This is a genomic window from Pseudomonas monteilii (genome assembly GCA_001534745.1).
Classification (GTDB): domain Bacteria; phylum Pseudomonadota; class Gammaproteobacteria; order Pseudomonadales; family Pseudomonadaceae; genus Aquipseudomonas; species Aquipseudomonas alabamensis.
In genome coordinates this window covers 1,681,235-1,699,806 of the sequence record CP013997.1, presented here as the reverse complement: position 1 = coordinate 1,699,806, position 18,572 = coordinate 1,681,235, and the positions used below count along the sequence as shown (strand labels likewise).

16 protein-coding genes are annotated in these 18,572 nt (G+C 64.7%); 7 read left to right on the top strand and 9 right to left on the bottom strand.

The window, feature by feature from the left end; translation table 11 throughout:
* Window positions 1–179 precede the first annotated feature (179 nt).
* Genes APT63_07565 through APT63_07540 form a run of 6 tightly spaced genes read left to right on the top strand, consistent with a single transcriptional unit; the run spans window position 180 to window position 6,240 of the window.
* Window positions 180–3,095, top strand: a complete 2,916-nt coding sequence (locus APT63_07565) for a cation:proton antiporter (GenBank protein ID AMA45501.1) — start codon at window positions 180–182, stop codon at window positions 3,093–3,095.
* Window positions 3,095–3,439, top strand: coding sequence for a cation:proton antiporter (locus APT63_07560; GenBank protein AMA45500.1), 345 nt, complete (start codon window positions 3,095–3,097; stop codon window positions 3,437–3,439). The genes APT63_07565 and APT63_07560 overlap by 1 nt, the downstream gene beginning before the upstream one ends.
* Window positions 3,436–5,115 (top strand): cation:proton antiporter, encoded by a 1,680-nt coding sequence (locus APT63_07555; GenBank protein AMA45499.1) that lies wholly within the window; start codon window positions 3,436–3,438, stop codon window positions 5,113–5,115. The genes APT63_07560 and APT63_07555 overlap by 4 nt, the downstream gene beginning before the upstream one ends.
* A complete protein-coding gene (locus APT63_07550) occupies window positions 5,112–5,603 on the top strand; it encodes a cation:proton antiporter (GenBank protein AMA45498.1) in 492 nt (163 codons plus the stop codon). The genes APT63_07555 and APT63_07550 overlap by 4 nt, the downstream gene beginning before the upstream one ends.
* A complete protein-coding gene (locus APT63_07545; GenBank protein AMA45497.1) occupies window positions 5,600–5,878 on the top strand; it encodes a cation:proton antiporter in 279 nt (92 codons plus the stop codon). Before APT63_07550 ends, APT63_07545 begins: the two co-directional genes overlap by 4 nt.
* A complete protein-coding gene (locus APT63_07540) occupies window positions 5,875–6,240 on the top strand; it encodes a cation:proton antiporter (GenBank protein AMA45496.1) in 366 nt (121 codons plus the stop codon). The genes APT63_07545 and APT63_07540 overlap by 4 nt, the downstream gene beginning before the upstream one ends.
* Before the next feature lie 33 nt (window positions 6,241–6,273).
* Here the strand turns inward: APT63_07540 and APT63_07535 are convergent, their stop codons facing one another.
* The 9 genes from APT63_07535 to APT63_07495 form a co-directional block, all read right to left on the bottom strand.
* Complete coding sequence (locus APT63_07535) at window positions 6,274–6,744, bottom strand: hypothetical protein (GenBank protein ID AMA45495.1); 471 nt, start codon at window positions 6,742–6,744, stop codon at window positions 6,274–6,276.
* A 499-nt stretch (window positions 6,745–7,243) separates the two neighbouring features.
* On the bottom strand, window positions 7,244–7,648 hold the full coding sequence (locus APT63_07530; GenBank protein ID AMA45494.1) for a conjugal transfer protein TraR: 405 nt from the start codon (window positions 7,646–7,648) through the stop codon (window positions 7,244–7,246).
* A gap of 277 nt (window positions 7,649–7,925) precedes the next feature.
* The gene (locus APT63_07525; GenBank protein AMA45493.1) at window positions 7,926–8,699 is read right to left on the bottom strand and encodes an enoyl-CoA hydratase; all 774 of its coding nucleotides are present in this window, start codon (window positions 8,697–8,699) and stop codon (window positions 7,926–7,928) included.
* 13 nt (window positions 8,700–8,712) lie between these two features.
* Window positions 8,713–9,840, bottom strand: a complete 1,128-nt coding sequence (locus tag APT63_07520; GenBank protein ID AMA45492.1) for an acyl-CoA dehydrogenase — start codon at window positions 9,838–9,840, stop codon at window positions 8,713–8,715.
* 15 nt (window positions 9,841–9,855) lie between these two features.
* A complete protein-coding gene (locus tag APT63_07515; GenBank protein ID AMA47818.1) occupies window positions 9,856–10,998 on the bottom strand; it encodes an acetyl-CoA acetyltransferase in 1,143 nt (380 codons plus the stop codon).
* A gap of 70 nt (window positions 10,999–11,068) precedes the next feature.
* Window positions 11,069–11,836, bottom strand: a complete 768-nt coding sequence (locus APT63_07510; GenBank protein AMA45491.1) for a 3-hydroxy-2-methylbutyryl-CoA dehydrogenase — start codon at window positions 11,834–11,836, stop codon at window positions 11,069–11,071.
* A 104-nt stretch (window positions 11,837–11,940) separates the two neighbouring features.
* Window positions 11,941–16,434 (bottom strand): hypothetical protein, encoded by a 4,494-nt coding sequence (locus APT63_07505; protein ID AMA45490.1) that lies wholly within the window; start codon window positions 16,432–16,434, stop codon window positions 11,941–11,943.
* A gap of 100 nt (window positions 16,435–16,534) precedes the next feature.
* Window positions 16,535–17,560 (bottom strand): AraC family transcriptional regulator, encoded by a 1,026-nt coding sequence (locus APT63_07500; protein ID AMA45489.1) that lies wholly within the window; start codon window positions 17,558–17,560, stop codon window positions 16,535–16,537.
* A 51-nt stretch (window positions 17,561–17,611) separates the two neighbouring features.
* The gene (locus APT63_07495; protein AMA45488.1) at window positions 17,612–18,169 is read right to left on the bottom strand and encodes an ACP phosphodiesterase; all 558 of its coding nucleotides are present in this window, start codon (window positions 18,167–18,169) and stop codon (window positions 17,612–17,614) included.
* Window positions 18,170–18,323: 154 nt separating this feature from the next.
* Between APT63_07495 and APT63_07490 the strand changes: the two genes are divergently transcribed.
* Window positions 18,324–18,542 carry a hypothetical protein gene (locus APT63_07490; protein ID AMA45487.1) on the top strand — a complete coding sequence of 73 codons (219 nt, stop codon included), beginning with the start codon at window positions 18,324–18,326 and terminating at the stop codon, window positions 18,540–18,542.
* The last annotated feature ends 30 nt before the right edge of the window (window positions 18,543–18,572 follow it).

The following is an 18,572-nucleotide window of genomic DNA, read 5'->3' as shown; positions in this document are numbered from 1 at the left end:
GGCGGCATCTGGATGGCAAAAAGCCGAAGCAGGGCCAGCAAGCCTTACCTCTTGAAATCAAATGTTATAAAAAACCCCATCACACCTACGTATTTACACGGTTGCCATGTCGCTGGCGGGTTGGTGATGGCTGCCGCCACACGTATGATTCTGGCAAACCTTTTGCAGGCTGGGACGCTATGTCTTTGATAGTGCTATTGCTTCTGCCCTTCATCGGCAGCTGCCTGGCGGCTGTCTTGCCGCACAACGCGCGCAACACAGAGTCACTGTTGGCCGGTGCGGTCGCCCTGGCAGGTACGGTGTACGTGGCACTGCTTTATCCGCAGATCGCCCACGGCGGCATCATCCGCGAGGAAATTCTCTGGCTCCCCAGCCTGGGGATGAACCTGGTGCTGCGCTTGGACGGCTTCGCTTGGTTGTTCGCCTTGCTGGTCCTGGGCATCGGTACACTGGTCTCACTGTATGCGCGCTATTACATGTCGCCCCAGGACCCGGTGCCGCGCTTCTTCGCGTTCTTCCTGGCCTTCATGGGCGCCATGCTTGGCGTGGTCATGTCCGGCAACCTGTTGCAGATGGTGTTCTTCTGGGAGCTGACCAGCCTGTTCTCGTTCTTGCTGATCGGTTACTGGCACCATCGCAACGATGCCCGGCGCGGTGCCTACATGGCGCTCATGGTGACGGGTGCGGGCGGCCTGTGCCTGCTGGTGGGCGTGCTGCTGCTCGGGCATGTGGTCGGCAGCTACGACCTCGACCGTGTCCTGGCCTCTGGCGAGCAGATTCGCCAACATGCGCTCTACCCTGTCCTGTTGCCGCTCATCCTGCTGGGCGCGCTGACCAAGAGCGCGCAATTTCCCTTCCAGTTCTGGCTGCCCCACGCCATGGCTGCACCGACGCCTGTGTCGGCCTATCTGCATTCGGCGACCATGGTCAAGGCAGGCGTGTTCCTGATGGCGCGGCTGTGGCCTGCGCTGTCCGGGACCGAAGAGTGGTTCTGGATCGTCAGCGGCGCCGGTGCCTGCACCCTGCTGCTGGGGGCCTTCGCCGCCATGTTCCAGAACGACCTGAAGGGTTTGCTCGCCTACTCGACCATCAGCCATCTGGGTCTGATCACGCTGTTGCTGGGGCTCAACAGCCCGCTGGCTGCCGTCGCGGCGGTGTTTCATATTCTCAACCATGCCACGTTCAAGGCGTCCCTGTTCATGGCCGCTGGCATCATCGACCACGAGAGCGGCACGCGCGACATTCGCCGCCTCAGCGGGCTGTTCCGCCTGCTGCCCTACACCGCGACGCTCGCCATGGTCGCCAGCGCCTCCATGGCCGGGGTTCCGTTGATGAACGGCTTTCTGTCCAAGGAAATGTTCTTCGCCGAAACCGTGTTCATCAGCGCCACGGCCTGGGTGGAAATCGCCTTGCCGATCATCGCCACGCTGGCGGGGATCTTCAGCGTGACCTATGCCTTGCGTTTCACGGTCGACGTCTTCTTCGGCCCACCTGCCGACGACCTGCCCCATACGCCCCATGAACCGCCCCGCTGGATGCGCGCACCGGTCGAGCTGCTGGTGCTCACCTGTCTGGTCGTCGGGATCTTCCCGGCACAGTCGGTCGGGCCCCTGCTGGCGGCCGCCGCGCTGCCCGTCGTCGGCGGCACCTTGCCCGAATACAGCCTGGCGATCTGGCACGGCTGGAACCTGCCCCTGGTCATGAGCCTGCTGGCCATGAGCCTCGGCGTGGTGCTGTACCTGGTGTTGCGCAAGCAGTTCCGACGCGGGCGCCTGGCCTATCCACCCTTGATCGAGCGCTTCAACGGCAAGCGTCTGTTCGAGCGCGGACAGGTTCACCTGATGCTGCTGGCGCGGCATGTCGAGAACGCGCTGACCAGTCGCCGCCTGCAGATGCAACTGCTGACGGTAGTGGTCGTGGCATTCCTGGCCGGGCTCTTTCCGCTGCTCGACAGCGGCCTGACCTGGGGCGATCGACCGAAGATTCCGGGCTCGAGCGTCTTCGTCGCGCTCTGGCTGATCGCCATCGCCTGTGCGATCGGTGCCGCCTGGCAGGCCAAGTACCACCGCCTGGCCGCCCTGATCATGGTCGGCGTGTGCGGGCTGATGACCTGCATCACGTTCGTCTGGTTCTCCGCGCCCGACCTCGCCCTCACCCAGCTGGTCGTCGAGGTGGTGACCACCGTGCTGATTCTCCTGGGCCTGCGCTGGCTGCCACGACGCCTGGAGGGCGTCCCACGCATGACCGCGCAGATCGACCGGCCACGCCTGCGCCGCCTGCGTGACCTGTTGCTGGCAGGGCTGGTCGGAGGCGGCATGGCGCTGATCTCCTATGCCATGCTCACGCGGCCAACGCCCAACGACATCTCTTCGTTCTACCTGAGCCGGGCCCTGCCCGAAGGTGGCGGCACCAACGTGGTCAACGTCATGCTCGTGGACTTCCGCGGCTTCGATACCCTGGGCGAGATCACCGTACTGGTCGCCGTCGCGCTGACGGTCTTCGCCCTGCTGCGTCGCTTCCGACCGCCGAAGGAAAGCATGCAGCTGCCGTCGCAGCAGCGACGCATGGCACCGGACGTGGTCACCGACCTGGTGAACCCACGCCAGGCCGCCGATACCGCGCTGGGCTTCATGATGGTACCGGCGGTGCTGGTGCGCCTGCTCCTGCCGATGGCCCTGCTGGTCTCGATGTACCTGTTCATGCGCGGCCACAACCAGCCTGGCGGCGGTTTCGTGGCAGGCCTGGTGATGTCGGTGGCGTTCATCCTGCAATACATGGTGGCCGGTACCCAGTGGGTCGAGGCCCAGATGAGCCTGCGTCCCCTGCGCTGGATGGGCACGGGATTGTTGTGCGCCACCCTGACAGGGGTGGGCGCCCTGCTGCTCGGCTACCCGTTCCTCACCACCCATACGGCCCACGTGCACTTGCCCCTCCTGGGCGAGGTGCACTTCGCCAGCGCGCTGTTCTTCGATGTCGGGGTCTACACGGTGGTGGTCGGCTCGACCCTGCTGATCCTGACCGCCCTGGCTCACCAGTCGGTGCGTGCCTACCGTCCGGGGCTCGCCTCCAAATCCCGTCCTGCAGGAGCTCGTTGATGGAAGAAGTCATTGCCGTCGCCATCGGTGTCCTGGCCGCCTCGGGTGTCTGGCTCATCCTGCGCCCGCGTACCTATCAGGTCATCATGGGCCTTTGTCTGCTGTCCTATGGGGTCAACCTGTTCATCTTCAGCATGGGCAGCCTGTTCATCGGCAAGGAGCCCATCATCAAGGATGGCATCCCGCAGGATCTGCTGCATTACACCGACCCTCTGCCCCAGGCGCTGGTCTTGACGGCCATCGTCATCAGCTTCGCCATGACGGCCTTGTTCCTGGTGGTCATGCTCGCTTCGCGCGGCCTGACCGGCACCGACCACGTCGATGGTCGGGAGCGTGAGGAATGATCGACATGAATCACCTGATTGTCGCGCCTGTGCTGTTACCGCTGCTGACCGCTGCCGTGTTGCTGCTGATCGGTGAAAAGCATCGGCCTCTCAAGGCTCGCCTGAACCTGCTGTCGACCTTGGTGGGCCTGGGCGTTGCCATGACCCTGCTGTTCTGGGTCCGTGCGCACGGGCAAGCCGAATCGATCGGTGTCTACCTGCCAGGCAACTGGCCTGCGCCGTTCGGCATCGTGCTGGTGGTGGATCACCTGTCGGCCCTGATGGCCACGTTGACCGGCGTGATCGCCGTGTGTGCGCTGCTGTTCGCCCGCGCTCGCTGGGACGCGGCCGGCGCCAGCTTCCATGCCCTGTTCCAGATTCAGCTGATGGGCCTGTACGGCGCCTTCCTGACCGGCGACCTGTTCAACCTGTTCGTGTTCTTCGAAGTGCTGCTGGCCGCCTCCTATGGGCTGCTGCTGCACGGATCGGGGCGTGCACGGGTCAAGGCGGGTTTGCACTACATCGCCATCAACCTGTTCGCCTCTTCCCTGTTCCTGATTGGCGCAGCCATGCTGTACGGGGTGACGGGCACCCTCAACCTGGCCGACCTGGCGATGAAGATTCCCTTGGTGCCAGAGGCCGATCGTGGCCTGCTGCATGCGGGGGCGGCCATCCTGGCCACCGCGTTCCTCACCAAGGCAGGCGTCTGGCCGCTGAACTTCTGGCTGGTGCCGGCCTACGCTTCGGCGAGCGCGCCGGTGGCCGCCTTGTTCGCCATCATGACCAAGGTAGGGCTGTACGCGGTGCTGCGCGTCTGGACGCTGCTGTTCTCGGCGCAAGCCGGCGCTTCGGCGTTTTTCGGCGGGCAATGGCTGGTGTACGGCGGCCTGGCCACGCTGGCCGTGGCAGCTGTCTCGATGCTGGCCGCGCAGCGCTTGGAGCGCATGGCCGCGCTCAGCATCCTGGTGTCGGCCGGCACCCTGATCGCAGCCGTCGGCTTCGGCCAGCCCATCCTGACCGGCAGCGCCTTGTTCTACCTGGTCAGCTCGACCCTGGCCCTGTGCGCCTTGTTCCTGCTGGCCGAGCTGATCGAACGTTCACGTTCGGTCAACGACATGCCGCTGGACGAGGAAGAAGGCCCGATCCCGGCATTGCTCGAGTCGCTGCATCCGCCCAAGGGCATCAACCTGGACGACGAACAGAAAGCCGTAATCGGCCAGGTGATCCCATGGACGATGGCCTTTTTGGGCTTCGGCTTCATCGGCTGCTCGCTGTTGATCATCGGCATGCCCCCATTGTCCGGCTTCATCGCCAAGCTCGGGCTGATCAGTGCACTGTTCAACCCGGCCGGGCTGGGCATGCCCACCCCGACGCCCCTGAGTGCCAGTGGCTGGATGCTGGTGGTCCTGCTGATCCTTTCCGGCCTGGCGTCACTGATCGCCTTTGGCCGCATCGGCATTCAACGCTTCTGGAAGCCCGAAGAGCGGCCCTTGCCCGTTTTGCGGCGGTTCGAATGCCTGCCGATCGCCATCCTGCTGGCGCTGTGCATCGGCTTGAGCCTGAGGGCCGAACCCTTGCTGCGCTATACCCAGGATGCGGCAGCGCAACTGAGCGCACCCGAGAACTACATCCATGCGGTCATGAGCACTCGCCCCATTCCAGGCCCCACTTCACTCGATGCGCAGGCCCTACCATGAAGCGGCTGTTTCCTGCACCACTGCTCTCGCTGTCACTGCTGCCGCTGTGGCTGATGCTCAACGTGTCGATCAGCCCTGGGCAGATCCTGCTCGGCATCGCCCTGGGCATACTGGCACCGCTGCTGCTGGCGCCGCTGCGCCCGCAACAGGCGCGCATCCGCCGTCCGGCAGTGGTTATACGCCTGCTGGGCCGCGTCGGCCTGGATGTCATTCTGTCGAACCTGCAGGTCGCGCGTGGCGTGCTGCGCATGCGCACGCGTCCGCCCCGCTCGACGTTCATTCATGTTCCACTGGATCTGCGCGATGCCCATGGCCTGGCCGCGCTGTCGATGATCACCACGGTGGTACCAGGCACTGTCTGGTGCGAGCTGGCACTGGACCGCAGTCAGCTGCTGATGCACGTGTTCGACCTGAGCATGGAAGAACACGTGTTCATCGAACACTTCAAACGCATCTATGAACGCCCACTCATGGAGATCTTCGAATGATCGGCTTGCTGCCCGGTGCCCTGATCGTCAGCCTGTTCATTTTCATCATCGCCATGGCGCTGGCCCTGGTCAGGCTGTTCCGCGGTCCGTCGGCACAGGACCGGGTGCTGGCGTTGGATTATCTGTACATTCTGGCGATGCTGACCATGCTGGTGCTGGGCATACGCTATGCGAGCGACACGTATTTCGAAGGCGCCTTGCTGATCGCACTGTTCGGCTTCGTCGGCTCGTTCGCCTTGGGCAAGTTCCTGCTGCGTGGAGAAGTGATCGAATGAACGAATCTGCCGTATTGCCCTTCTGGCTCGACCTGGCGATTTCAGCGCTGCTGGTGACCGGAAGCCTGTTCGCGCTGATCGGCGCCTTCGGCCTGGTCAGGCTCAAGGATTACTTCCAGCGCATGCACCCACCAGCCCTGGCTTCGACCCTCGGCGCCTGGTGCATCGCTTTGGCCTCGATCCTGTACTTCTCCTGGCTCAAGGAAGCGCCCGTCTTGCATGCGTGGCTGATCCCCGTGCTGTTGTCGATCACGGTCCCTGTCACCACGTTGCTGCTGGCGCGCGCCGCGCTGTTCAGAAAGCGTGCGGCCGGCGACGATGTCCCGGCAGAAATCAGTGACGGCGATCGCAGCGGCAACTGAGCACGGCGTACCGTGCTCTTGGACGCCACCTTGCTATTCGCTGGCCTTGAACGTCATCAGCTCGCCCTTGCGCCATTTGGCGACCTTGCCGGTCACGCCCTTGAGGGTCTTGGCCAGCCCTTCACGCAGCTGGTCATGCGCGGCGAACACCAGCACGGCGGTGTGAGCCTCGCGAAACACGATGCCTTCCCCTTCCGGCGTGGACACGTAGGCATAGTCACCCACGCCATACACGCTCATCTTGATGTCACGGAAGCGGATATCCAGCTTGCCTCCATCGCGACTGGGCAACACGGCCGCCCTGAAGTGGTCCCCCACTTTCAGTTCCAACCGTTGCTTGTCATCGACCACCAGCGCGCTGTCCGTATCGATTTCTGCCATGTAGAGACCTTCGGCATTCTGCTCGGTCACGTACACGTAACGCCCTTGAAACTGCTTGACCAGTTTGGCCCGCAAATCACCCAGCACGAACAGCGCGTGGGTATCCAGAGTACTGACTGCCAATGAACAATTCCTCACATCAGGTCTATCCCGCGCTTCGCGAACGGACGAACGCGAAAGCCACGGCGCTTCAAGCGAAGATAAGGGATCAGCGTCCTATGGTCTGTACATATCGGCAACAGCGGACGCAGGAAAGATGACTGGTGCCAGCGATTGCTGCCATGGACAGGACAACCGTCGAGGGCGTTGTACAACGCCGTTCTGTACGACATCACGATCGTCGAAAAAGATGCATCAGGTGAACATCGAATGACGTCCCCCAAAGCACCCCGTCGTCCATGCATGCATGACGAGGGAAGAATATGCCCGAAAACAGCAAAACCCGTCGAGAAACTTTGAGGATTTCTCGCGCCCCTGATCGCCCGGGCGTTTCACCAGAGGCACTCGAACGGGCTTGAGTGCCGGATCGATCCCTGAAGATCGACGGGCGTGTCCTTCCCGACAGACCGAAGGACACACCCGTGCGTGGAGGCGATCCGCCCCCCAGGGCTTGCGCAGAGGACTACACCTGGCGCTGGTGACGATCGAGCTGCTCGTGTCGCTCTTGGGCCTCGATGCAATACTTGGTCGTCGGGCTGATCAACAGTCGCTGCAGGCCGATCGGCTCACCGCTGTCGTCGCACCAACCAAAGCTTTCGTCCTGGATTCGGCCCAGGGCCATTTCGAGCTGTGGCAACAGACGCTGATCACGCTCGATGGCATTGACCAACCAATGACGCTCTTCCTCGACCGAAGCCACATCGGCCGGATCGGACGGCGTATCGAGGCTTTCGATGGTGGTACGGCTCTGTTCGATGCGCTCATGGGTATCGACTTTCATCGATTGCAGCAGCTCGGTGAAGAATGCGAGTTGCTCAGCGTTCATGTAGTCATCGGCCGGCATGGCCAGCAACTGTTCCTTGGTCATCGATTTCTCTATGAAAATACGTGCATTTAGGCATTGCGGATGCCGTCGGGAACCGCGCCCCGCCAGCGGAATGAGTCGAGCGCCGTACGGCGCTCGTTTACAGGGGGCGGCAGTCTAAGACGCCACGTCGTGCTGGGCAACAGAAATGAAGGGGAAATCGACCGAAGCGGACGGCAGGCGACCCGTAGCACGCCGATGACCCTGCCCTGTCCAAAGCCCTGACGCCACGCAGCCGCCCTCGCTTTACCGAGACCTGTCCCGGGTCTGCAGAAGCCCGTTAACGATGTTTGAACACCGGCTCGCGCTTGGCCATGAACGCCTGCATTCCCTCCTTCTGGTCCTCGGTCGCGAAAGCGGCATGAAACACACGACGCTCGAACCGCACCCCTTCACTGAGCGATCCTTCGAAGGCACGGTCGACGCACTCCTTGATCATCATGGTCACAGGCAGCGACTTGCTGGCGATGCGCTGCGCCGTCTCCAGGGCCTCTTCCAACAGGCGCGCCTGGGGCACCACGCGTGCCACGAGCCCTGCCCGCTCGGCTTCCTCGGCATTCATCAGGCGGCCCGTCAGGCACAGCTCCATGGCCTTGGCCTTGCCCACCGCGCGGGTCAACCGCTGCGTGCCGCCCATGCCGGGCAAGACACCCAGGTTGACCTCCGGCTGACCGAAGCGTGCGGTGTCGGCCGCCAGGATGAAGTCGCACATCATCGCCAGCTCACAGCCACCCCCCAAGGCGAAACCGCTGACCGCCGCCAGGATGGGCTTTCGCCGGCTGGCGACCTTGTCGGATTCGCTGAACAGGTCGTCCAGGTAGATGCGCGGATACGCCAGCGTGGCCATTTCCTTGATGTCGGCGCCGGCTGCGAACGCCTTGTCGGAGCCGGTCAACACGATGCAACCGATGTCCGGGTCGCGATCGAAGCGCTCGAGCGCGTGATTGAGCTCTTCGATCAACTGCGCATTGAGGGCATTGAGCGCGTGAGGTCGGTTGAGGGTGATCAGGCCAACGCGACCTTTGACCTCGACCAGCAGGGTATCGAACGTCATGCACAGGGCTCCTTCACAGATTGCGCGCAATGACCATGCGCTGGATATCGCTGGTGCCTTCGTAGATCTGGCAGACCCGCACATCCCGGTAGATGCGCGCCAGCGGAAAATCATTCAGATAGCCGTAACCGCCCAGGGTCTGAAGCGCCTCCGAACACACGCGCTCGGCCATCTCCGAGGCAAACAGCTTGGCCATGCACGCCTCGGTGAGGGCTGGACGGCCTGCGTCACGCAAGGCTGCAGCGTGCAAGACCATCTGCCGCGCGACGGCAATGCGCGTCGCCATGTCGGCCAGGCGGAAGGCGACAGCCTGGTGTTCGATCAAAGGCTTGCCGAAGCTCTGTCGCTCACGTGCATACTCACGCGCCACCTCGAACGCCGCCCGGGCCATGCCGACGGACTGAGCCGCGATGCCAACGCGTCCCCCTTCGAGGTTGGCCAGGGCGATGCGGTAGCCCTCACCTTCTTCACCCAGCCGATTGGCCGCCGGCACACGCATGTCCTCGAACACCAGGTGACAGGTGTCCGAAGCATGCTGACCCAACTTTTCCTCGACCCGTGCCACGGTGTAGCCAGGCGTATCGGTGGGCACGATGAAGGCGCTGATACCACGCTTTCCGGCGCTCGGATCCGTGACGGCAAAGACCAGGACCACCCCGGCCTGCTGGCCGGAAGTGATGAACTGCTTGCTGCCATTGATCACATAGTGATCGCCCTCGCGCCGTGCACGGGTCTTCAGGCTGCTGGCATCCGAACCGGCGTGGGGCTCGGTCAAGGCGAACGCACCGATCATGGTGCCTTGGGCCAGGGGCGTCAGGAAACGCTGCTTCTGGTCCTCGTTGCCGAAGGCCAGGATCGGCACGCACCCCACGGAGTTGTGGACACTCATGATCGTCGAGCAGGCCCCGTCGCCAGCGGCCACTTCCTCGACGGCCATGGCGTAGGCTACATAGCCCGTGTCGCTGCCTCCCCACTGTTCGGGCACCAGCATGCCGAACAGGCCAAGCCCTGCCATCTCCTCGATCGTCTCACGGGGAAAGCGGTGCTCGCGATCCCACTGTTCGGCGAAGGGCTTGAGGCGCTCCTGGGCGAAATCGCGTACGGCGTCGGTGATCTGTTGTTGTTCTTCACTGAGCAGCATGGGGTTCACCTCGTCTCAATACAGGCACTCGACGGCCATGGCCGTGGCCTCGCCGCCACCGATACAGATGGCTGCCACGCCCCGACGCAAGCCGTTCTGGCGCAGCGCGGACAGCAGGGTGACCAGAATGCGCGCGCCGGAGGCACCGATAGGATGCCCCAGGGCACAGGCGCCTCCATGGATGTTGACCTTCTCGAGGGGCAGTTGCAGGTGCTTCATGGTCGCCAGCGTGACCACCGCAAACGCCTCGTTGATTTCGAACAGGTCCACCTCCTCCAACGCCCAGCCGGTACGCTGCATCAAGGCGCGCACGGCACCAATCGGCGCCGTCGGGAACAAGGCCGGTGCGTCGGCGAACGCTGCATGGCCGTGGATGACGGCCAAGGGCTGCAAGCCCAGCCGCTGTGCCTGGCTCTGGCGCATCAGTACCAAGGCGGCAGCGCCGTCGGAAATGGAACTGGCGTTGGCCGCCGTGACGGTGCCTCCTTCCCGAAACGCCGGGCGCAGCTCAGGAATCTTCTCCATGCGCGCCTTGGGGGGCTGCTCATCATGTTCGACGCGCTTCATACGCTTGCCCTCGGGTGCCTCGACCGCCACGATTTCCGCGGCGAAGCGCCCCTGTTCGATCGCCGCCTGGGCGCGCGTCAGCGAAGCGATGGCGAACGCATCCTGGTCCTGCCGGGTGAAGCCGTTGTCGCGCGCACAATCCTCGGCAAAGGTGCCCATCAGGCGCCCGGTGTCGTAGGCATCTTCCAGACCGTCCAGAAACATATGGTCGAGCACCCGGCCATGGCCCATGCGGTAGCCGGCGCGCGCCTTGTCCAACAGATAAGGCGCATTGCTCATGCTCTCCATGCCACCGGCGACGATGACTTCGGCACTGCCTGCCCGCAGCGTATCGTGTGCCAGCATCACGGCTTGCATGCCGGAGCCACACATCTTGTTCAAGGTGGTGCAGCTGGTGTGGCGGCCCAATCCCGCACCCAATGCGGCCTGTCGTGCAGGCGCCTGACCCTGCCCCGCGGACAGCACGCAACCGAACAACACCTGGTCGACCGCCTCGGGGCTGACACCTGCACGTTCGACGGCGGCGCGGATCGCAGCGGCACCCAGCTGGGGCGCGGTCAGTCCGCTCAAGTCGCCCTGCAGCCCGCCCATGGGCGTGCGTACGGCGCTGACGATGACGATGGGGTCGGTTTCTCGATTCACGGTGGTGGCTCCAGAGAGGTTAGCGGGCAGCCATGCGCAAGGCGCCGTCGAGGCGTATCACCTCGCCATTGAGCATGCTGTTCTCGATGATGTGACGAACCAGCGCCGCATACTCGCGCGGCTGGCCCAGACGTTGAGGGAAAGGCACCCCAGCGGCCAGCGACGCCCGAACGTCCTCGGGCATGCCGGCCATCATGGGGGTCTCGAAGATGCCGGGGGCAATGGTCATGACGCGGATGCCATGACGGGCCAGCTCGCGCGCCGCCGGCAAGGTCAGGCTGGCCACGCCGCCTTTCGAAGCGGCATAGGCCGCCTGGCCGATCTGACCGTCGCTGGCGGCGATGGAGGCGGTATTGATGATGACGCCGCGTTCACCGTCGGCCGAGGGTTGGCCTTGCGACATGGCGTCGGCCACCAGGCGCAGCAGGTTGAAGCTGCCGATCAGGTTGACGCCGATGACGCGGGCGAAGCTGTCCAGGCGATGGGGCCCCTGTTTGCCCAGCACCTTCTCGGCGCCGACGATGCCTGCGCAGTTGACCAGGCCCTGGAGGCTGCCGAACGCGCTCATGGCCTGGTCGATCGCCGCCTGTACAGCCTGCTCGTCGCTGACATCGGCAACCGCGAAACACGTCCGTTCGCCCAGCACCTCGGCCTGGCGCTCCAGCGCAGCGGCGTCGACATCGATCAACAGGACATGGGCGCCGGCTTCGACGAGCATCTGCGCAGTCGCCGCGCCCAGTCCGGACGCGGCGCCGCTGACGACGAAGTGCTGGTGTTCGATCTGCATGGCCGGGGCTCCGCTGGCGACTGATGCCCGAATGGTCGCGCCGGCCTTGCCTGGGCACAATGGCCAAATCTGCCAATCGTCCTGACCGATTTGGCCAGTGACCACTAATCGAGCGGATGACGGGCGAGCGCCTCGTCGGTGAGGTGGACCGTCAGCACATGCAGCGCTGCCTCGCGCTCGCTGTCGAGCGTCTGCCAGCGCGCCCGATACTGCTCGCTGGTCAGGGTTTCCCCCTGCTCATCGAGTGCGTTGCCGCGTGCGGCGAAGTTGTCGCGCACGGCCGCAAAGGCTGCAGGATGGACCGAGGCCAGATAGTCCCGCCAGAAGGCGCGGCGGCTCAGGCTTTCGGTCAGTTCCGCCGAACGCTCGGCGGCTCTCACCGTTTCCAGCGCATCGCTGAGGGCGACCGCGCTGACATTGGCGACCTGCTCGAAACGCATGTGCCGCGGCTGCGCAGGAAGGTCCAGCTCCTGCGCCAGGCGCACCCGGTAGGCCAGACTCACCTCGACCTCATCCACGGCCTGGCCGGCGCGCAGGCGTTCGGCGATGTCGGCGCGGACGAACTGGTCGAGCCGGTCCAGACGGAACAGGCGCCTGCCGAGCGTCAGCAGCTCTCGCTCGCGCTGCGGCCCGGTGGCCCGCTGTGCGTCGACGACCATGATCTGCAAGCGCAACTCGGAGAACCGGTCAGCCGCGCAATCGGCGCAGGTGCGAGGCTCGTTGGCGCGTGCGAACAACTCGCCGCGCACCTGGGCATCGGTATCCAGCCGCTCGATCATCTCCCAGACCTGCGAGCGCAACACGTCACGCGCCTGCACGTAGTCAGCCGCGTGGGTCAGCTCGCTCAACAGCGCAAGAAACCCTGCATTGTCCGGCAAGGCATTGAGACGGTCCCAGAGGGCGGCACGTGCGGTCTGATCCTGTAGCGGGAGGTCATTGAGCCATGCTGCACGCGTGCTGGCCTCGTCATACAACTGGCTCCAGTCCGGCGCGACTGCCCCGGGGTCTGGCACGGTCAGACGGTTCACATCGGCCGGTGCCAGGGGGTTGCCATCGACGGCGAAGGCATGCCGGTAGTTGAACGGCATGTTCAGCAGCTCGGCAGGCAGCGTTCTGATCTGGTTGAAGCGCAGATCGACATACTCCAGATAGGTGCATGGCAGCAATCCGGTCGGCCAGGCTTCCAACTGGGTATGGGAGAGCAGCAAGGTATGAAGGCGCATGCGTGCATCGTGGCGCCAGGCGAAACGCCGCAGCGGGTTGAATCGCAGATCGAGCAGCTGGATGTCGACGAGCGCGTGCAGCGATTCGCTCAATGACTCGGAATAGGTGATGCGGTTTTCCGCGAGACGGACGCTGCGCAGCATGGTCAGCCCTTCGATTCCGGCCGGCAGCCGGGTCAGACGGTTGCTGGCCAGGTTCAGGTGTTGCAGCGAGGTGAACGCCGACATGAACGTCTGCGGAACGTCCTCCACGCCCATGCCTGTCATGATCAGCTGGGTGACATGACCGAAGTCGGTGCGCTCGGGCAGACTGGGCAGAACCGGGACGGGCGCGTCACTCAGGTCCAGCAACATGCCTTCGGCCTGGCCATTGGCGGAAAACACCATGGGGCCTTGCAGGCGCCAGCACCGTCGCAGGGCAGCGCCCAGGCGATTGCGTATCGTGCGCTGGCGCCAGCGGGTTTCCGAACTGGCCCACTCGTTGAGCACATCATCCAGACGCTCGTAGCTGATCTCCTGGTTCAAGAGGACTTCGAATGCCGAACCCGGCGAGCGCAGCAGCAGGTTCAGGTAGCTCTCGACCTGCGTGTCGGTGAACCCGCTGTACAACGCCCGTACCCGCTCGCGCAGCATCTGTCGGGTCGAGCTTGCAGAGGGTCCCCGCCCGCTGAGCAGATAACCGACGCGACCATCGGGCAGGCGCTGGCCCGGATTGAACCAGCCTGGCGTAGGCGTCCACCCGGCCAGTCGGCGGAGCTGCGCCTGCCCCTGGGGCAGGTGCTTGAGCAGGGTCTGGCGCAGGTCTTCTGCGGCGGTGTCGAGGCGACAGTCCAGCGCCGTGAGCTCGTGCGGCGACAGCAAGGCCACCAGGGCCTGGAACAGCGTTCGTGGTGCCGGTATCGACGCCTCGTCTTCCAGCCCTCGGTCATCGTAGACATGGAAGCCATCGTCTTCATGGACCAGCACCCGCAGCGTCTGCTCGGGCGCCTGCGGAACGAGGCGCGCCAGCAAGGCGCCATGCGGATCGGCGCGCAGCTCCAGGTTGAGTCGTGTCGGCCAGCGCACCCGTCGCAGCAGGGGCATGACCAGGTCCATCGTGTCGGGGCCATAAGTGTTGTTCAGGCAGAGGCCTGCCAGGGCCTTGTTCAGCCGAGCCAATTGAAGCAGCGATCGCGCCTGGGTGGCCCACGCCAGCGGGAGGCGCTGCTCGGCCCGTGCCAGGCTTCGTTCGGCCTGGGTGGCGGTCTGCAACACGACCTCGATGTAGCCCTCCGGCAGTCCGGGAAAATCACGTCTGACCAGCGCGGCCACGGGGTCTGACAGGCGCTCGCCACGGATCAGGTGCTCGAACAGCCGAGGACCTAGCCAGCCTTGCCTCTCGATCAGCGCGTCGTGCAGCGCCGCCTCGGTCAAGCCCGTCAGGTCAGGTTGCAACCGGCACTCGCTGAGCAAGGCGGTGTCAGTGGGCACGCGGGCACGTGCCAGCTGATCGTAGAACGCCTCGATGCGCCGGTCCGCAGCGCACCACTGGATCGCCAGCTTCAGGTTGCAGGGCGCCTGACGGTGCTCGACCAGCAGCCCGCGCAACTCGTCCTGGTCCATGCACGCCACGCGCAGGATACGCTCGGCGTGCGTTGCCGTCAGAGGCGGCTCGTGGGGCCACAGGGTGTCGAGCATCTGCGCACTGTCGCGCCACTCCAGCGGGCGGTGATCACGTAAGCACCAGCAGCGCTCGCCATTGAATTGCACCGCCGGTTCGTAGGCACCTTCGCCGAGCGGGTGTCTCAGACGCCAGCCCTGCCCAGGCACGGGCTGATGGATTCGGTAGAAGCGGCCCTCGATCCGGATCCAGTGTCGCTCGCCGTCGCTGAACCGGCCATCGGCTTGCAGGACCGCGTCATCGGGCGTCTCGACGAAGGGCTCAAGCGTCCTGTGCCACAACCGGCGGCGCCCGTCCTGCAGCTGGACCGGTTCCAGCGCATCGACGAAGGCGCTTCGCCTGAAACCACGGGCCACCCAGGTGATGCCGACGGCCATCGCCGCGCCGACCGCAACGGTCTCGGCCACGCCCAGCAGGTGCTCCAACGCTTCATGGCGGTGACCACGGTGCCAATGCACGAGGCCTGTGTAGGCGTCCGATGCGGTCTGCGCCGTCAACTGGGCCAGGAGCGCCGCGCCGATGGCGGGAACGAACAGACCGGCCAGGTTGAGCACATCCAGGCCCAGGGTTTCCCAGCGACTCAGGCGTGCCTTGGAAGCGGCATCGTCGACCTGGGCATTGCTGACCAGCAGCATGGCGGCGTCTGCCTTGACACGCTGTATCTGCTGCGCGGCCAGCTGCGCGAAGAGGTCGCCGGTGACAGTCGGCCCCGTGAGCTCCAGATCGCTGCGTGGATCCTCGAGCCGCACGGCCAGCCGTTCGAGAAACTCGGCTCGCCGCGCCAGCGTGATCGTCTGGCTGAAGCGGCGGCGGTAGTCCGGGTCGCCCAAGGCATGCGCCAAGGCCGTGTTCATGGCTTCCCAACTGGAGAAACGGCGCAGCGGCGCCTGGGTATCGTTAGGGCTGTACAGCAGCAGACCCTGGTCAGTGCCCTCGATACCGCGCAGCTGGACGACGACGGCATCGGTCACCCACTCGCCCAGCACGGTCAATGCGCCGGGATAGGCGACCATGGCGGACGCGTCGGTCGGCGCGGCGTCGAGCCAGCGTTGCAGTGCATTCGCTTCGTCGGCCGTCAGCGTGCCTTGCAACAGGGCGATCTGCGTGCACAGGGCCAGGGCTGCGCGCTTGTCCTGGGCCAATGCGTGCTGCGCCTCGGGCGTGAAGATCGCCGCCAGGTGCTGCTGGTAACGCGCGCCAAGGTCCAGGGCGCGTATGGCGGCCGCGAAGCTGTCGGCGTCACCCGAAAGAATGCGCACGTCCCCCTGGCGCACCAGTCCTGTGCCTTCGTAGAAGGTGGCGCCCGCGTGAAAATTCTGCATGAGGCGCAGCAGCGCGGGCTGGCGCAGGACGATGAGGGTGTCGCTGGGCAGGTTGATGCCCACCGACGGTTTGAAGGCGCGACGGACTTCACGCCATTCCAGCTCATGCAACGCAACGGGTTCGGACACCCACTGCGCCACGACCGCACCGAGGTGCATCGTGGCAAAGCGGTCGACCGGTGTCAGCCCGGCCAGCCGTTGCTGGACACGGTCTTGGGCGGCGTAATGGGCAGTGAAACAGTCCCGCAACCGATTGATGCGTTCGGGCGTCGCTCGGCTCAACCAATCGGGCAGATGGTCACGAATGAAATGATCGGTAGCGTTGGCGATCTTTTCGTCGATTTCAGCGCTGGAGGGGATCGCAACGGAGGACAGGACGCGAAGGATGGACATCGGGGTACTCCTGGTGGGTCGGAACCACCACCCTCCCCGACAGGCCTGTTCGTTGGCAGAGGGAAGCGCTTGATGCGTGCCCGCCTCCCCTGTGCGTGGATCAGTCGTCCATCCCCGGCACTGGGCAGGCCAGCGCCCGGTACTGACCGGGATTGCAGCCGAACCACTTGCGAAAGGCCTTGTAGAACGAGCTGGCGTCAGCGAACCCCAGGCGCTCGGCCAACTCGCTCAGGCTCTGCCGCTCCTCGCCCAGCCAGGCAATCGCCAGCTCACGCCGCGCGCTGTCCTTGAGCGCCTGAAACGAGGTGCCCTCTTCGGCCAGTCGGCGGCGCAGGGTGGAGGCAGACAGATAGAGTTCGCGGGCCAGACCGTCGACGTCCGGCCAGCGTGCAGGTTCGAGCTGCAGCAACTGCCGGCGCAGGCGACGCGCCAGGCTGTCCGGGTCCCGGTATTTGACCAGGATGTTCCCAGGCGCCTGGGCCAGGAACCGCTTCAGCTCCGCCGGCCCGCGGCGAATACCTGCCTCGAGGCCGTCATCGGCGAGGAGCATGCGCGACCGAGGCCGGTCGAAGCGCAGGTGCTCGGAGAACATCACCCGGTAGTCTTCGCAAAACGGCGGCACCTCGCAACGAAGCTCGATGGCCAGGATGGGCAGACGCCGCCCGGCCAACCAGCAGAGCACACCATGGACGAACATCCACAGCGTGAAGTAGGTGAAGGCGCGCCGTGGCGACGGCAGGGGTTCATCGAGCACGATCTCGGCCACGCCGGCATGGCGCACCAGGCGAGGCCGCAGGTCGGCCAGCATCAGCCCGAGAAACTCCAGCAGCACCTCGAGCCCAGCGCCCACCGTGGGTTGCACCCGGGTGATCCGACCGATGAACGCCAGGCTGCCATGACGCAACCCCCGGCCATCCATGCCGAAGAACTCATCGTCTCCCAGCCGTGCCAAGAGGCGCCACAGCCGTGAATAGGCCTGGACCGACACCCGCGCCGTGGGCTGGTCGAGCATGGCAGGATCGACACCGGCTTGACGCAGCACTTCGTCCGTGGGGACCTCGCCCGTACGGGCCTGCAGCAAGGCCTCACGCACCAGGTGGACAGAGATGGTGTCCTTGTCACTCATGGGCTGCAGCGAGAGGGTCGGTGGCGCGACGCATGGATGGGCTGCCAGCCTTCACGGTGCGCAATGACGCTTCACCCAGGCATCGAAAGTGTCGATGAAGCCCTGCAGGAACGGGCGTGTCTTCTCGCTCACCTGGTCCTGCTCGTCGAACAGGTCGGCGACGCCACCCAGGTAGGCTTCGGGCATCTGCAGGCAGGGCATGTCCAGGAACACCAGCGCCTGGCGCACGTTGTGGTTGGCGCCGAAACCACCCAGTGCGCCCGGCGACGCGCTGACCACGGCTGCGGGCTTGCCATTCCAGGCACTGTCGCCATAAGGACGCGAGCCGACGTCGATGGCATTTTTCAGAGCGCCGGTCATGGTCCGGTTGTATTCGGGTGTCACGAACAGGACCGCATCGCTGGCCTTGACCGCCTGGCGAAAGGTCGTCCAGGCAGCCGGAGCCTGGGCTTCGAGGTCTTCGTTGTAGAGGGGCAGATCGCCGATTTCCACGATCTTCAGCTCGAGGCTGGCGGGCGCCAGCAAGGCCAGCGCGTTAGCCACCTTGCGGTTGTAGGACGCCTTGCGCAAGCTGCCGACGATCACTGCTACGGAATACACCTGGCTCATGAAGTGACACCTCAACGGGTTGGAAGAAAGCATTCGTTATAGCTGACCGCCATGGGCCTGCTTAAGTTTTTTTCCGGCACTGGAAAACTTCCCGCGTCGGCCGAGGGTCTATCGCTGCAGAAATTCAATTTATCTCGTAGAGGTTGTACGCTAAATGGCAGCAGTACTGGTCGGTCGGTTCCATGCACGGGACGCCGAAGGACGCATCTACCCGGTCCATCAATTCGAGGAGGCGCCTGCAGCCGCAGACGGTGGCGCGCTGGCCTCCCCCGTGACCGTCTACCGCTTGGCAATCGGCGATCGCGTCAATCACCTCGGTGACGACCGCTTCGAGCTGGCGCAGACGGGCGTCGAGCTGATTCGCGTTCCCTGATACAGGGCCGCGCCTGCGGCCCTGACCCTG

What these genes read in the sequence shown, in the direction of transcription:
- APT63_07565 (AMA45501.1), top strand. Translation starts at nt 180, where the DNA reads ATGTCTTTGATAGTGCTATTGCTTCTGCCCTTCATCGGCAGCTGCCTG.
- APT63_07560 (AMA45500.1), top strand. Translation starts at nt 3,095, where the DNA reads ATGGAAGAAGTCATTGCCGTCGCCATCGGTGTCCTGGCCGCCTCGGGT.
- APT63_07555 (AMA45499.1), top strand. Translation starts at nt 3,436, where the DNA reads ATGATCGACATGAATCACCTGATTGTCGCGCCTGTGCTGTTACCGCTG.
- APT63_07550 (AMA45498.1), top strand. Translation starts at nt 5,112, where the DNA reads ATGAAGCGGCTGTTTCCTGCACCACTGCTCTCGCTGTCACTGCTGCCG.
- APT63_07545 (AMA45497.1), top strand. Translation starts at nt 5,600, where the DNA reads ATGATCGGCTTGCTGCCCGGTGCCCTGATCGTCAGCCTGTTCATTTTC.
- APT63_07540 (AMA45496.1), top strand. Translation starts at nt 5,875, where the DNA reads ATGAACGAATCTGCCGTATTGCCCTTCTGGCTCGACCTGGCGATTTCA.
- APT63_07530 (AMA45494.1), bottom strand. Translation starts at nt 7,648, where the DNA reads ATGACCAAGGAACAGTTGCTGGCCATGCCGGCCGATGACTACATGAAC.
- APT63_07525 (AMA45493.1), bottom strand. Translation starts at nt 8,699, where the DNA reads ATGACGTTCGATACCCTGCTGGTCGAGGTCAAAGGTCGCGTTGGCCTG.
- APT63_07520 (AMA45492.1), bottom strand. Translation starts at nt 9,840, where the DNA reads ATGCTGCTCAGTGAAGAACAACAACAGATCACCGACGCCGTACGCGAT.
- APT63_07515 (AMA47818.1), bottom strand. Translation starts at nt 10,998, where the DNA reads ATGGGCGGGCTGCAGGGCGACTTGAGCGGACTGACCGCGCCCCAGCTG.
- APT63_07510 (AMA45491.1), bottom strand. Translation starts at nt 11,836, where the DNA reads ATGCAGATCGAACACCAGCACTTCGTCGTCAGCGGCGCCGCGTCCGGA.
- APT63_07505 (AMA45490.1), bottom strand. Translation starts at nt 16,434, where the DNA reads ATGTCCATCCTTCGCGTCCTGTCCTCCGTTGCGATCCCCTCCAGCGCT.
- APT63_07500 (AMA45489.1), bottom strand. Translation starts at nt 17,560, where the DNA reads ATGAGTGACAAGGACACCATCTCTGTCCACCTGGTGCGTGAGGCCTTG.
- APT63_07495 (AMA45488.1), bottom strand. Translation starts at nt 18,169, where the DNA reads ATGAGCCAGGTGTATTCCGTAGCAGTGATCGTCGGCAGCTTGCGCAAG.
- APT63_07490 (AMA45487.1), top strand. Translation starts at nt 18,324, where the DNA reads ATGGCAGCAGTACTGGTCGGTCGGTTCCATGCACGGGACGCCGAAGGA.